Annotated in this window: 12 protein-coding genes; 5 read left to right on the top strand and 7 right to left on the bottom strand. The window is 65.1% G+C overall.

Going from position 1 to position 13304, the window contains the following annotated elements; translation table 11 throughout:
- Nucleotides 1-365 precede the first annotated feature (365 nt).
- Nucleotides 366-2525 carry an esterase-like activity of phytase family protein gene (locus AC1DWU_RS05985; protein WP_477149049.1) on the bottom strand — a complete coding sequence of 720 codons (2160 nt, stop codon included), beginning with the start codon at nt 2523-2525 and terminating at the stop codon, nt 366-368.
- Nucleotides 2526-2686: 161 nt separating this feature from the next.
- On the opposite strand from AC1DWU_RS05985, the gene AC1DWU_RS05980 reads away from it, so the two are divergent.
- Complete coding sequence (locus tag AC1DWU_RS05980) at nt 2687-5086, top strand: ATP-dependent helicase (RefSeq protein ID WP_477149048.1); 2400 nt, start codon at nt 2687-2689, stop codon at nt 5084-5086.
- Between the two features lie 4 nt (nt 5087-5090).
- Here the strand turns inward: AC1DWU_RS05980 and AC1DWU_RS05975 are convergent, their stop codons facing one another.
- The 3 genes from AC1DWU_RS05975 to AC1DWU_RS05965 all read right to left on the bottom strand — a co-directional run bounded on the left by AC1DWU_RS05975 (nt 5091) and on the right by AC1DWU_RS05965 (nt 7037).
- Nucleotides 5091-5543 carry a nuclear transport factor 2 family protein gene (locus AC1DWU_RS05975; protein ID WP_477149047.1) on the bottom strand — a complete coding sequence of 151 codons (453 nt, stop codon included), beginning with the start codon at nt 5541-5543 and terminating at the stop codon, nt 5091-5093.
- Nucleotides 5544-5625: 82 nt separating this feature from the next.
- On the bottom strand, nt 5626-6087 hold the full coding sequence (locus AC1DWU_RS05970) for a DUF5680 domain-containing protein (RefSeq protein ID WP_477149046.1): 462 nt from the start codon (nt 6085-6087) through the stop codon (nt 5626-5628).
- Between the two features lie 14 nt (nt 6088-6101).
- Nucleotides 6102-7037 (bottom strand): DMT family transporter, encoded by a 936-nt coding sequence (locus tag AC1DWU_RS05965; protein WP_477149070.1) that lies wholly within the window; start codon nt 7035-7037, stop codon nt 6102-6104.
- Between the two features lie 170 nt (nt 7038-7207).
- Between AC1DWU_RS05965 and cls the strand changes: the two genes are divergently transcribed.
- The 3 genes from cls (at nt 7208) to AC1DWU_RS05950 (ending at nt 10327) form a co-directional block, all read left to right on the top strand.
- Nucleotides 7208-8656 carry a cardiolipin synthase gene (gene cls / locus AC1DWU_RS05960; protein ID WP_477149045.1) on the top strand — a complete coding sequence of 483 codons (1449 nt, stop codon included), beginning with the start codon at nt 7208-7210 and terminating at the stop codon, nt 8654-8656.
- 19 nt (nt 8657-8675) lie between these two features.
- Nucleotides 8676-9389: an endonuclease/exonuclease/phosphatase family protein gene (locus AC1DWU_RS05955; RefSeq protein ID WP_477149044.1), complete on the top strand. Its 714-nt coding sequence runs from the start codon at nt 8676-8678 to the stop codon at nt 9387-9389.
- Nucleotides 9390-9457: 68 nt separating this feature from the next.
- Entirely contained in the window at nt 9458-10327 is an 870-nt protein-coding gene (locus AC1DWU_RS05950) for a 50S ribosomal protein L11 methyltransferase (RefSeq protein ID WP_477149043.1), read from the top strand.
- A gap of 114 nt (nt 10328-10441) precedes the next feature.
- On the opposite strand, the gene AC1DWU_RS05945 is transcribed toward AC1DWU_RS05950, so the two are convergent.
- Both AC1DWU_RS05945 and AC1DWU_RS05940 read right to left on the bottom strand, forming a co-directional pair.
- Nucleotides 10442-10576, bottom strand: a complete 135-nt coding sequence (locus AC1DWU_RS05945; RefSeq protein WP_257720968.1) for a hypothetical protein — start codon at nt 10574-10576, stop codon at nt 10442-10444.
- A 137-nt stretch (nt 10577-10713) separates the two neighbouring features.
- Nucleotides 10714-10842, bottom strand: coding sequence for a hypothetical protein (locus tag AC1DWU_RS05940; protein WP_477149042.1), 129 nt, complete (start codon nt 10840-10842; stop codon nt 10714-10716).
- A gap of 134 nt (nt 10843-10976) precedes the next feature.
- Here AC1DWU_RS05940 and AC1DWU_RS05935 point away from each other — a divergent pair, with 134 nt between their 5' ends.
- Nucleotides 10977-12806: an aminopeptidase P family protein gene (locus AC1DWU_RS05935; RefSeq protein ID WP_477149041.1), complete on the top strand. Its 1830-nt coding sequence runs from the start codon at nt 10977-10979 to the stop codon at nt 12804-12806.
- Here the strand turns inward: AC1DWU_RS05935 and AC1DWU_RS05930 are convergent.
- The gene (locus AC1DWU_RS05930) at nt 12803-13294 is read right to left on the bottom strand and encodes a hypothetical protein (protein ID WP_477149040.1); all 492 of its coding nucleotides are present in this window, start codon (nt 13292-13294) and stop codon (nt 12803-12805) included. The genes AC1DWU_RS05935 and AC1DWU_RS05930 overlap by 4 nt on opposite strands.
- Nucleotides 13295-13304 lie beyond the last annotated feature (10 nt).

Below are 13304 nucleotides of genomic sequence, written 5' to 3'. Positions count from 1 at the left end.
CCGGCGAACCGGTCCTTGCCGTGATGGTTTCCGCCTGAACTGCAGCGACCCGCAGCCCACCCGGTCTCCACCGCACCAACCACTCGTCATGATCTCGCTTCGGTGCAGCGGACGGGGGGAGAATCGCATGGGTGGGGAGTGGGGGGATAGCTCGGCGCAAGATTCTCGCAACGCCTTGCCCGGCCTCGCGATTGTGGCTCCGCTCACCCCCTCCCATCCTCCCCCGTCAGAGGGGGAGGTGCCGCATCGAGTTTGGGGGACCATCGAGCCAACCTCGGTGGCGGGTGGGTGTTCCACCCAAAAGCAAGCGGGGCCGGTCCTTTCGGAACCGGCCCCTAAGCCCCGCGAGCAGGAGGCTTGTTCGGTTATTCGATGGTGCCGACGGACCAGAACAGGGTCTCGCCCGAGGAGTCGGCGACGCCGTCGTTGTCGGTGATGACGAAGCCGGTGCCGGCTGCATCGATGGCGAAGCTCTCGACCTTGTCGACCACGTAGCCGTTGCTCAGGGCGAGGTCCGGGATCAGGTCGCGGACTCCCTCCTTGCTGACGACCGGCAACTCGCCGCCGATTTCGGCGCCGACGAGGGCCGAGACGGGGACACGGTAGAGCTTCTTCAGCTTGGCCTTCTCGGCGATCTGGTTGTCGCGCTCGATGATGTAGACGTAGTCGCCGTGCGCAGTGATCTCGGAGACGCCGTTCCAGGCGCCATCGGCCGGGGCTTCGAGCGGGTAGCGGACGGCCGACCAGGCCTTGTCCTTGAGGTTATAGCCGAGCAGCTTCACCTGCCCCGCCGGATCGTCCTTCCACTCGCGCTGGATGGCGACCCAGAGGGTGTCGCCGACCTTGGTGACGCCTTCCGAGCCGTAGCGGATCTCGCTCGGTAGCACCTTTTCGGGGAACGCCACTTCCTCAGCGATCTTGCCCTCGGCATCGACGTGGTAGAGCGCATGCGGTGTCAGCTTGTCGCTGCGGCCTTCCGAGGCCACCCAGAAGCCGCCCTCGCCATCGAGGGTGATGCCTTCGAGGTCGAGCTTCTGCGCTGCGTCGCCGCCACGGGTGATGATGGTCTTCTTGACGATCCTGGCCGGCTTGGCGGTGGCGTCGATCTCGTAGATCGCCGGGGCAGCGGACAGCACGCTATCGCTCACGGCGTAGAGGATGCCGGGCTTTTCAGCATCGGCGACGGCGCCCGAGATGGCGGCCCAGCCGATCGGGTGACCGTCGGCATCGAGATCGGAGATCAACTGCGGATAGGCAGCTTCGCCTTCGGCTCGCTCATAGAGCATGACATGCGAACCAGCGAGGCCGTCGGCGCGCAGGTCGACCTCGTTAGCCGTAGCCAGGAGGTTACGCGATGGGATGGCGACGAGGCCTTCCGGGGAGATGCCCGACGGCAGCGACTGCAGGTATTCCGGCTCGGCGCCGGTGTCCTTGTAGATGGCAACCAGCGAGGAGCGCTCCTGCGCAACGAAGAACAGCTTGTCCTCGCCGAAGGTCGCTGCATCGATACCCTCAGGCTCGACGCCCTTCTTGTTGCGCGCTTCCGGATAATGGCCGAGGCGAGCCGCCTCGAGTTCCATGGACGGGCCGCTCTCGTAGGCGACGGTGCCGTCCTTGTTGAAGATGGTGAAGCTGCGCGAGCCACCCTTCCAGTCGCCCTCGTTGGCGACGACCAGGCGGTTGTCATCGAGCCATTTCACGGCGTCGGGCTCACGGGCGACGTCTTCCATCTTGCCGGTGAACTTGAGGGCGCCGTCCTTCTTGGTGTCGATGCCTTCGAGGCTGACGGTGCCGGCCGAGAAGTGCGACCTCACCGTGCCGGTCCTGCCGTCGATGATGACGATCTCGTTGTTTTCCTGCAGCGTCAGCGCGATCTCGTCGAGGCCGTTGATGGCGACGAATTCCGGCTCCGCATCATCGCCGGCCACAGCCGCGATGCCGGTGAGATCGACCTTCTCGAGGCTCTCCGGATCGAGGGCGCCACCGGTGATCGACAGGACGACGAGATAGCCGGCGGGCAGTTGCGGTATGTCGCCGTCGTTCACTTCCTCGTCGCGCTCATTCTCGATGGCGATGGCGAGCAGCGTGCCGGCGGCATTGTGAGTGATTGAATCAGGCTGGCCACCGAGATCGACGGTGGCCTCGATGGCCTTGGTGGCGAGGTCGACGACGACCAGCTTGCCCGACGGATTGGCCTTGCTCTCCGAGGTATTGACCGCGGCGTAGACCTTGGTCCCGACGATGGTCACCGAGGTGGGTTCGCCGTCGAGGGCGAGGAAGCCGGCGGCCTTCGGGGCCTTGGGGTCGGTGATGTCGACGAAGCCGATGCCACCGGCCGGGCTGTCGGAATAGACCAGCGTCATGCCGTCTTCCGACGCGGTGACGATTTCCGCCGAGGTCGCCTTGGCCTCGGGGTTGTTCAGTTCGACCGGGAAGCTGGCGATGCGGTTGAACACCGGCGCGGCATAGGCGGACGTGGCGAGCAGGCCGACCGTCAGGCCAAGGAGAATGGGTTTGAAATGCATTTTTGGCGTCCCCTGAAATTCAGGGCTTCGGCTTAGGCACGCCGGACTACGGCCACGTGACGGTGCCATGACAGAACTGTGACGGGCCCCCGCGCATATACATCGGGTGCGTCACTCCCTATATTCGCAAACGAGAACGAAACAGGATTCGTCATTCCCATATGCCAGCCGAACCGCATCGCCTCGACCGGCCTGCTGCCGGGTCGATCACCAGCCAATTCGGCCGGGGAGCGGGCGCGCCCGATTACCTGAAGGGCCTCAACGAGGAGCAGCGCGACGCTGTGCTGACCACCGAGGGTCCGCTGCTGGTGCTCGCGGGCGCCGGCACCGGCAAGACGCGGGTGTTGACGACGCGCATCGCGCATATCCTGAACTCGAAGAAGGCCTGGCCCTCCGAGATCCTGTCGGTGACCTTCACCAACAAGGCGGCGCGCGAGATGAAGGAGCGCATTGGCAAGCTGGTCGGTGAAGGCGTCGAGGGCATGCCGTGGCTCGGCACCTTCCATTCGATCGGCGCCCGGCTGCTGCGGCGGCATGCCGAGCTGGTGGGGCTGCGCTCGGATTTCACCATTCTCGATACCGACGACCAGATCCGGCTGATCAAGCAGCTGCTGGAAGCGGCCAATATCGACGAGAAGCGCTGGCCGGCCAAGCAATTCGCCGGGATGATGGACAACTGGAAGAACCGGGGCCTGCTGCCGGCCGACGTGTCGATGGCCGATCGCTCGGCCTTCGCCAATGGCCGGATACCGGACCTTTACCAGCAGTACCAGAACCGGCTGGCGACGCTGAACGCCACCGACTTCGGCGACCTGCTGCTGCTGTGCATCAAGCTGTTCCGCGAGAACCCGGATGTGCTGGCCGAATACCATCGGCGCTTCAAGTACATCCTCGTCGACGAGTATCAGGATTCGAACGTCGCGCAGTATTTGTGGCTGCGGCTGCTGGCACAGGGGAAGCCCGCGCCGGAGGCCAACCTCTGCGTGGTGGGCGATGACGACCAGTCGATCTACGGCTGGCGCGGCGCCGAGGTGGACAACATCCTGCGCTTCGAGAAGGACTTTCCGGGCGCCAAGGTGATCCGGCTGGAGCGCAACTACCGCTCGACCTCGAACATTCTCGCGGCCGCCTCGCACCTCATCGCCAACAATGAGAGCCGGCTGGGCAAGACCCTGCAGACCGACGTCGGCGAGCCGGGCGAATTGGTGATGGTCACCTCGGTGTGGGATTCCGACGAGGAAGCCCGGCAGGTCGGCGAGGAGATCGAGCAGTTGCAGCGCCAAGGCGAGGAGCTGAACTCGATGGCGATCCTGGTGCGCGCCTCGCACCAGATGCGCGCTTTCGAAGAGCGGTTCATCACGCTGGGGCTCAACTACCGGGTCATCGGCGGCCCGCGGTTCTATGAGCGCAAGGAAATCCGCGATGCGCTGGCCTACCTCAGGCTGGTGTTCAACCCGACGGACGATCTCGCCTTCGAGCGCATCGTCAACACGCCCAAGCGCGGGCTGGGGGATTCGACCCTCCAGATCCTCTACGACGCGGCCCGGCGGCAGGGCACTTCGCTGGTCGCGGCGGTACGGATGCTGGTGCAGACCGAGGAGCTGAAGCCCAAGCAGCGCACGACGCTGCGGCAACTGATGGACCAGTTCGACGATTGGGGGCAACGCGCCCGGGCGATTTCTTCGGATGACGAGATCGAGGCCGGTCCAGGGTCGCCCGTGCGCAAAGACCCGCCGCACGTCGCGCTGGCTCAGCAGGTCCTCGACGAGTCGGGCTACACCGAGATGTGGCAGAACGACAAATCCGCCGAATCCGAGGGCCGGCTCGAGAATTTGAAGGAGCTGGTGAACTCCATGGGCGAGTTCGACTCGCTCGGCGGCTTCCTCGAGCACGTCTCGCTGGTCATGGACCGCGACACCGGCGAGGCCGACGACGCGGTTTCGATCATGACGCTGCACTCGGCCAAGGGGCTGGAGTTCAACACGGTGTTCCTCCCGGGCTGGGAGGAAGGACTGTTCCCCAGCCAGCGTACCCTCGACGAACTCGGCCGCGCCGGGCTCGAGGAAGAGCGCCGGCTCGCCTATGTCGGGCTGACCCGCGCCCGGAAGCGCTTGCGTGTTTCGGTGGCGCAGAACCGGCTGACGCACGGGCTGTGGCAGGCGGCGATCCCGTCGCGCTTCCTCGACGAACTGCCGGCGGCGGCCGTCGAGGTGAAGGACACCGGCTCGGCCTATGGCGGCTATGGCTATGGCGGACGCTCGGGTGGGGGCCGCTTCGACACCCGCGACCCGTTTGACTCGGTCTACGAGACGCCCGGCTGGCAGCGTGCCCGGGCGCAGGCCTCATCCCGCAAGTCGGCCGGCCCGCTCACCATCGACGGCGACCTCGTCGCCCGCTCGGTCGACGACGGCCGCGGCTCGGCCTATTCGGTCGGCGAGCGGGTGTTCCATCTGAAGTTCGGCTACGGCCGCATCGAGCAGATCGAGGGCAACAAGCTGACGATCGAGTTCGAGAAGGCCGGGCGGAAGAAGGTGCTCGAGAGCTTCGTGCAGAAGCCGTAGGGCGCTATCCTTCGATCATCGCGGCATGGGCCTCGCTCACGCCGGTCGCGGCAAGGCGGTCGAGCGTGGCGATGACCAGCACGGTGTCGGGGCAGATTACCAGGCTGGTCATCTTGCCCCACCTGATGTGCACTGCGTGGATGCCCGCATTCGTCGTCACGACACCATCCGTTCCCGAGTTGCGCTCGCGCCACCTGACGACCGCCTGCGTGTTCCAGGGCGTCCCGGTGACCGCGATGCTGTCGATGTCGAAGTGGATGTCCGGCATGAGGCGATAGAGTCGGCCGTACCAGGCTTTCGTGCTCTCAATTGAGGTTCGCCGTCCTCCGAGTGCGCTGCCGCCGAGAAAGACGTGCTCGAACTGCGGAGCGAAGGCATTGAGCACCGGCTGCGAGTCGCCGCGGTTTACGGCGTCGAACAAGGACCTGATCACCCGTCGGACGATGGCGTGGTACATTGAGACTCTCCTTGCGGCCGATCGTAGCGCAACGTCGCCGAAATTCACTGCGGCGGACTGACCTCCCCCGCCCCGTGAACGACTAGGGCCGCACCAGGCCGCCAAAGTAGTCCAGCACGTAGGCCTCCACGCCGCCGACCTCGATCACCTCGCGTCCGTGAAAGTGCGCGGCATCGCCGGTCGAGCTGTCATGGTAGGTGCCGTGTGGTCCGGTCCATTCGAAGCCGCCGAGGAAGCGGCCCTCGGCGTACATGGCCGAAAGCGCCGACTTGATGGTGGCCCCAGCACGGTGGGCGTCGATGAGGTCCGGGCGCAGGATGTAGCCATAGTAGTTCATCGCCCAGACCGGCTCGTCGCGTAACCAGACGGTTTCCTGTCCGAGAAAATCGGTGCCGCCGAAATAGCTGTCGCGATAGGACCAATCGCCATCGGCGAAGGTGAGGTCGTGCGAGCCGGTGCGGCTCGAGGCGACCTTCGCGCCGCCGCCGACGTAAGTCTGGCGCTTGGCGAGAACGATGAACCGGTCGAGGGTGGCAGTGTCCATTGGGGCTTCGATCCTCATTGTGGCGGACTGACTTCCCCGGCCTTCCTCCGTTCGATCCCCAGCTTGTGCTCGCGGTAGATGATGAACAGGCCCGAGCCGACGACGATCAGGCCGCCGACCAGCATCTCGATCGTCGGGATGTCCTTGAAGAAGATGTAGCCGATGATCACCGAGAGGATCAGCGAGGCATATTCGAAGGGGGCGACCACCGACATGTCGGCGTGGCGGTAGGACTCGGTGAGGAGGATCTGGCCGATGCCGCCGAAGATGCCGGCGCCGACCAGCAGCGCGAACTGCTCTGGGGTCGGCATCAGCCAGCCGAAGGGCATCGAGCAGAGGCCGATGATCGACGAAGCGATCGAGAAATAGAGCACGATGGTGGCGGAGCGCTCGGTCTGGACGAGCTTGCGCACCAGCATCATGGCGGTCGCGGCAAAGCAGGCGGCGATCAGCGCCGAGACGGCGCCGAGTGTGGCACTGCTCATGTTCTCGAGCCCGCCCGAGAACACCGTGAGGCGCGGCCAGATGATGATGATGACGCCGACGAGGCCGACCAGCACCGCACTCCAGCGATAGAGCCGCACCACCTCGTGGTAGAACACCGCGCTGAACACCACGATCAGCAGCGGTGTCGCGTAACTGATGGCGATCGCTTCGGGCAGCGGCAGCTGGGTCAGCGCATAAAAGCCGAAGGCCATGCCGCCGGTGCCAACGAGGCCGCGCCACAGATGGCTGACCGGGTGACGGGTCTTCAGTCCGACACCGAGCTCGCCGCGGGCGATGAGATAGACGAGGATCGGCAGGATGGCGAAGAACGAGCGAAAGAACACCAGCTCCCCGGCCGGGATATCGTCGGAGGCCTTGATGAGGCTCGACATGCCCAGGAACACGCACACCGAACTGAGCTTGAACCCAATCCCCGCCATGGCGTTATCGGGGGGCGTGGGCATGAGCGTCGACACGAGGGCAAATCTTTCGAACGGCGGGAAAGCGGACGATAACGATCCGCCCGCTACATTCGCGAGCTTCGCCGTGGCGTGCAACAGTTGATCGCGTGGCGAAGAGGACTGGCTATCCGAACGGCGTTGGATTTTAGTCTTAGCTCGATCGTGGGGCGCCTATGACCGACATGACCGAAGCGGTCGAGACCGTTGTCGAGAGCATCCCCATCATCGCGATGGTGCTGGCGGGCCTGTATGCCATCGCGCTGATTTGCGCGGTGCGCGAGATCAGCGTGTCGCGGACCTCGCAGGGCTCGATCGCGTGGCTGGTGTCGCTGGCGTTCCTGCCGTTCCCCACCACCATCATCTATCTGGTGTTCGGCTGGAAGCACTTCGACAGTTACGCCCAGACCCGCATGCAGGTGCGCGCCTCGCGCCTGATCCGCAGCGAGGATCTTGCCGTGATCGATCGCGAGGCGGGCGCTCAATGGCCGGTGCAGCGTCGCGCTGCCGGCATGCCGTTCCTCGCGGGCAACAAGGCTGAACTGCTGGTCGACGGCGACGCGACCTTCGAGTCGATCTTCGAGGGGATCGCGGCGGCCAAGACCTACATCTTCGTCCAGTTCTACATCCTCAGGGCCGACCCGTTGGGTCAACGGCTGGCCGCGGCCCTGCTGGAAAGCGTCAGGAAAGGCGTAGCAGTCTACATGCTGTACGACGACGTCGGCAGCAGCGGACTGTCCAGGGAGTACAAGGACCGGCTGTGGGCCGGGGGCGTAAGGATCTACGGCTTCAACCACCGCCACAAGTTCCTCAGGCTGTTCGGACCCATGCGGATCAACTACCGCAACCACCGCAAATCCGTGGTGGTGGACGGCAAGGTCGCGTGGACCGGCGGGGCCAATATCGGCGTCGAGTATCTCGGCGAGGACACCCGCTACGGTGCCTGGCGCGATACCCAGCTCAAGCTGGAAGGACCGGCTGCTTCGTCCGTGGCGCTGATCTTCCAGGAAGACTGGCTCTGGGCCACCGGCGAAGTGCTGGAAGTGCCGTTGCCGAACCCGGTGGAGGAGCCCGGTGACGTTTCGGCACTGGTGATGGCAACCGGGCCCGCCGACAAGCTCGAGGCCTGCGCCATCGCCTTCGTCGACGTCATTGGCCAGGCGCAGAAGCGGCTATGGGTGGTGAGCCCGTATTTCGTGCCGGACACCGACATGCGCACCGCGCTCTATGCGGCGATCCTGCGCGGCGTCGACGTCCGCATCATGCTGCCGGCCAAGCCCGACCACATGCTGGTCTGGCTTGCGAGCAATGCCCATGCCGACGCCATGGTGGAACACGATATCGCCATCTACCGTTACGAGAAGGGGTTCCTGCACCAGAAGGTGCTGCTGATGGATGACAAGATCGCCACCGTTGGCACGGTGAACTTCGACAATCGCTCGTTCGCCATCAATTTCGAGATGACGGTGTGGATGCCCGACAGCAACGTCATCGGAGCCGTGGAAAAGATGCTGGAAGCCGATTTTGCCAACTGCCGGCAGGTGACCAAGGAGGAGGTGCTGAAGCGGCACCCGATCCCGCGCTTCATCTCGCAGGCCGCCCGCCTGTTCTCACCCATCCTGTAGGCCCCAGTCCCCGGTCCAAATGGTCAAGTTCGCCTCATACAATATCAGGAAGAGCATCGGCACCGACCGGCGCCGCCAGCCCGAGCGCATCATGAAGATCCTCGCCGAGGTCGATGCCGACATCGTCGCGCTGCAGGAAGTGGACCGCCGGTTCGGCGAGCGCGCGACGACGATCTCCCCCGACCTGATCGTCGACTTCACCAACTACATGCCGGTGCGCTTCGGCATCCGCGAGCAGAGCCTTGGCTGGCACGGCAACGTGCTGCTGGTGAAGAAGGGCATAGAGGTGCGCAACCCGCAGCGCATCGAACTGCCGGCGTTCGAGCCGCGCGGCGCCGTGATGGCCGACGTAATCATCGGCGGCATCGCCATGCGCGTCGTCGGCATGCACCTGGGTCTGCTCGGCAACTCGCGTATGAAGCAGGCCGACGCCATCGTGGCGCACCTCGAAAAGCTCGAGGAGCACATGCCCACCGTGATCATGGGCGATCTCAACCAGTGGGCCGAGGATGGCAAGTGCCTGCTGGCGTTCGGCCGGCACCACGACGTGATCCCGCTCGGGCCGAGCTTCCATTCCCGCCGCCCGATGCTGCAGCTCGACCGCATCATCACCAGCCGCGACTTCCGGCTGGAAGCAGCGGGCGTGCACCAATCGGCACTGGCTCGCACCGGCTCGGACCATCTTCCGGTCTGGGCGACGCTATCGCTGGATCGCGCGGAAGCGGCTGCTTAAGGCTGACGGCTGCCAGCCATTGACTTACGGCGCCGCTGCCCCGAAACAGCGGCGAACAGGACATTCCCATGACGCTCTCGCAACTCTCCACTCCGCTCACCAAGGACCAGGCCTATGCGCTGGTCGACGCCGTGATGGCGCGCGAGGACATCGCGGTGACCGCCTCGGCGCACGAGGACGCGGACAGCGGGGAGTGGGTGTTCGAGGCGACGTGCACCAGTGAGCCCGACCTCGAGGCGTTCAACGCCATTGCCCGCGAAACGCTGGGCGGCGATGTGAGCTTTGCGGTGGAGGCGATCGACCCGACCGTCAACTGGGTGGCGAAGTCGCTCGAGGGGCTGCAGCCGGTGGTCGCCGGCGGCTTCTATGTGCACGGCAGCCACGAGGAGCACCCTGCCCCGTCAGGCCTCACCGCCATCCGCATCGACGCGGCGCAGGCCTTCGGCACCGGACATCATGAGACGACCACGGGCTGTCTCGAAGCCATCGACAAGGCGCTGAAGCGCAAGCGCTTCCGCTCGATGCTGGACGTGGGCACCGGCACCGGCGTCCTGGCGATTGCGCTGGCCAAACGCACCCGCCTGCCGGTTCTGGCGAGCGATATCGACCCAATCGCCGTGACGACCACGGTGGAGAACGCGCGCGACAATGGCGTCGGCCGCTACATCATCGCCATCGAGGCGACGGGCCTGGAGCATCGGCAGATCGCCGCCAGCGCGCCATACGACATGATCGTCGCCAACATCCTCGCCGGACCGCTGGTGGCGCTGGCGCCGGGGATGCGGAAGGTGGCGGGCATGGGCGCTACGGTGATCCTCTCGGGGATTCTGAATACCCAGGCGAACCGGGTGATCACTGCGTATTCGCGGCAAGGACTCGTGCTGCGGCAGCGCATCGTGAAGAAGGAATGGACGACGCTGGTGCTGGAGCGGGTTTGATCCGCCGCTGGCCGTCTGCCAACGATATTCCGAGCAAAGCAAAGTCCCCGGACCATGCGATCCGGGGACTCGTCAAAACGGATAGTCCAAACCCCGCGCTAACGCGCGTCGGTTTTAGTTCGGGCGCTTGGTGAGCGCGCCGAGCAGCAGGTGCTCGCGGCTGCGACCGACGCTACGGGTGGCCTCGCGGCCCCGCGCTTCGATGACGCTGCCGAGCGCCTTGCGGAAATCGTTCTTGCTCTCGGGCATCGTGTTCTCCCGGTTCCTTCTCAAGTGGCCATTCTGCCACGGTTTGTAGATAGTCCGGACCGATCGGTTCTGTAAGTCCTTGTTGCGAAAGGCAGCCATGCCAAAGATGCAGGGCGCCTTAACAACGGATGAATCGCTCAGATCCGCTGGTCGAAAGCCGGCTTGTGCGCCTTCAGGTACTCGGTGATGTAGCGTTGCGCGGCTTGCGTGCGGCCTTCCATCATCGATTCGAAGACGCGGCGGAACAGGGTCTTTCGTTCGTTCATGTCGATGCTCCTTAAGAGCCCCGGCGATCCAATGCCTGCCCACCGCTGAACCGGGAATGAACGCGAACCGCGGCTTGGGAACTGCAATTGGCTCTGTTAGGGTCCGCGCCATTCCTTTTCCCGGCAAATTCATCATGACCGACAGCGCCTTCGCCCCGACCGTCTACCAGACCTTCGACAGCCGCACCGACCCCAAGACCGTCGCCCCGCGCCTCAAGGCGCTGCGGGCTGAGATGCGCGAGGCGGGGATCGATGCGTTCCTCGTGCCGCGCACCGATGCGCATCGCGGCGAGTCGGTGCCGGCGGGCGAGGCGCGGCTGGCCTATGTGACCAGCTTCACCGGTTCGGCAGGCCTCGCCATCATCGGCAGCCGCAAGGCGGCGCTGTTCGTCGATGGCCGCTACACGCTCCAGGCGCCGGCGCAGACCGACACTAAGCTCATCACCGTGCTGGAAGCGGCGCAGGGCGGACATTCGCCCAAGATCGCCGAGTTCGTGCCCAAGGGCGGCAAGCTCGGGTTCGACCCGTGGCTGCATACCCCCAGCGAGATCGCCGACCTCGAAAAAAAGCTCGCCGGCAAGGCGACGCTGGTGCCGGTGTCCAACCTGATCGACCGCACCTGGAAGGACCGCCCTGCCCCGCCGAACGCGCCGATCGAGTTCCTCGGCCACAACCGCGCCGGCAAGACCGCGCCGGACAAGCTGGCCGAGATTCGCGCCAGCATGGGCGAGGACAGTGCCGATGCACTCGTGCTGACGGTGCCGGAATCGATCAACTGGCTGTTCAACCTGCGCGGCCGCGACGTGCCCAACGTGCCGGTGGTGCTGTGCTTCGCGCTGGTGCCGAAGTCCGGTATGCCGACCCTGTTCTTCGACAAGGACAAGATCACCCCCGAACTCCGGCAGGGGCTGGAAGGGTTGGCGAAGGTCGCCGACGTGAAGACCATGGTCGCGGCGCTGCGCAAGCTCGGCGCCGGCGATAAGCGCGTGATGCTCGACCCGGCGACGGTGCCGGTAGCCGTGGTGCAGGCGATCAGCGGCGTCAGCGAGGCCACGCTGGTCGAAAAGCGCGATCCGGTGCTGCTGCCCAAGGCGAAGAAGAACGACGCCGAGCTCGCCGGCATGCGCGAGGCGCATAAGCTCGACGGCGTGGCGATGGCGAAGTTCCTCCACTGGTTCGACCAGGAGGCGCCGACGGGCAAACTCGACGAGATCGGCATCGCGACGGCGCTGGAGAGCTTTCGGCGCGAGGAATCGAGCCTCGTCGACATCAGCTTCGACACCATCTCGGGGGCGGGCTCCAACGGCGCCGTGATCCACTATCGCGTCGACGAGAAGACTAACCGGCAGCTGAAGCAGGGCGAGCTGATGCTGGTGGATTCGGGCGCGCAGTATCTGTCGGGGACGACGGACATCACCCGCACCATGTTCACGGGCAAGGCGACGGCCGAGCAGAAGGACCGCTTCACCCGCGTGCTGCGCGGCATGATGGCGATCTCGATGGTGCGGTTCCCCAAGGGCACCAACGGCAGCCAGATCGACGTGCTGGCCCGGCAGTTCCTGTGGGAGGATGGCATCAACTACAACCACGGCACCGGCCATGGCGTCGGCGCCTTCCTCTCGGTGCATGAAGGTCCGATCGGCATATCGAGCCGCTACTCAGTGCCTTTCGAAGCGGGGATGATCACCTCGAACGAGCCGGGCTACTACAAGGCGGGCGCTTACGGCATCCGCGTCGAGAACCTGCTGGTGGTGCAGGAGAGTGAACTCGGCGAGGGCAAGTTCCTCGAGTTCGAGACGCTGACGCTGGTGCCGATCGACCTGCGGCTGATCGACGAAAAGCAGCTGACCGGGCCCGAAAAGGCCTGGCTCAACGCCTACCACAAGCGCGTGTTCAAGGAGATCGGGCCGCTACTGAAGGGCGAGGTCAAGGGGTGGCTGAAGGAGGCCACGCGGGAGATCTAGTTCACGCCGAACGGATCGTATTGCAGCAGCCAGGACAGCAACCAGTTCTGGCTGCCGGCGAGGGACGCCACATCATCGACCTTCCACCCATCGGCTTCGCGCACCATGGCGACGCTGATGAGGCTCAGGTGGTCGAAGTTGTGGAAGCTGACAGCGGAGACGGCGCGATCGCCGGTGATCACCGGCTCGCCGATGACGACGTCCATCAGCAGCGAGTTCTGACCCTCGATGAACGGATCGAACGCCAGCATGTCGGGCGCATCGGGATCGACGGCGGCGCCCTTCTGGTCGACGCTCTGGCGCTCGAGGTTGGCGGCATAGAGGTCCTTGAGGCGCAGCGAGTAGAACTTCTCGAGCCCATCCTCGTGCTTCTGGCCGGCGCTGTAGGGCTGGTAGATCGCCTCCACCAGCGACTTCGGACTGTCATAGGCACTCGATGCGCCCGTGAAGCCGAGGATCAGCAAAAGACTTGCAATGATGCGCCGCATGACCGCCCCG

Source organism: Devosia sp. P2_G7 (assembly GCF_056403495.1).
The sequence above is the reverse complement of the archived record's forward strand: the minus strand, read 5'-3'. Positions and strand labels throughout refer to the sequence as shown.

Bases quoted from the DNA above. Each gene is read 5' to 3' on its own strand.
- AC1DWU_RS05985 (WP_477149049.1), bottom strand. From the start codon at position 2,525: ATGCATTTCAAACCCATTCTCCTTGGCCTGACGGTCGGCCTGCTCGCC.
- AC1DWU_RS05980 (WP_477149048.1), top strand. From the start codon at position 2,687: ATGCCAGCCGAACCGCATCGCCTCGACCGGCCTGCTGCCGGGTCGATC.
- AC1DWU_RS05975 (WP_477149047.1), bottom strand. From the start codon at position 5,543: ATGTACCACGCCATCGTCCGACGGGTGATCAGGTCCTTGTTCGACGCC.
- AC1DWU_RS05970 (WP_477149046.1), bottom strand. From the start codon at position 6,087: ATGGACACTGCCACCCTCGACCGGTTCATCGTTCTCGCCAAGCGCCAG.
- AC1DWU_RS05965 (WP_477149070.1), bottom strand. From the start codon at position 7,037: ATGCCCACGCCCCCCGATAACGCCATGGCGGGGATTGGGTTCAAGCTC.
- cls (WP_477149045.1), top strand. From the start codon at position 7,208: ATGACCGACATGACCGAAGCGGTCGAGACCGTTGTCGAGAGCATCCCC.
- AC1DWU_RS05955 (WP_477149044.1), top strand. From the start codon at position 8,676: ATGGTCAAGTTCGCCTCATACAATATCAGGAAGAGCATCGGCACCGAC.
- AC1DWU_RS05950 (WP_477149043.1), top strand. From the start codon at position 9,458: ATGACGCTCTCGCAACTCTCCACTCCGCTCACCAAGGACCAGGCCTAT.
- AC1DWU_RS05945 (WP_257720968.1), bottom strand. From the start codon at position 10,576: ATGCCCGAGAGCAAGAACGATTTCCGCAAGGCGCTCGGCAGCGTCATC.
- AC1DWU_RS05940 (WP_477149042.1), bottom strand. From the start codon at position 10,842: ATGAACGAACGAAAGACCCTGTTCCGCCGCGTCTTCGAATCGATGATG.
- AC1DWU_RS05935 (WP_477149041.1), top strand. From the start codon at position 10,977: ATGACCGACAGCGCCTTCGCCCCGACCGTCTACCAGACCTTCGACAGC.
- AC1DWU_RS05930 (WP_477149040.1), bottom strand. From the start codon at position 13,294: ATGCGGCGCATCATTGCAAGTCTTTTGCTGATCCTCGGCTTCACGGGC.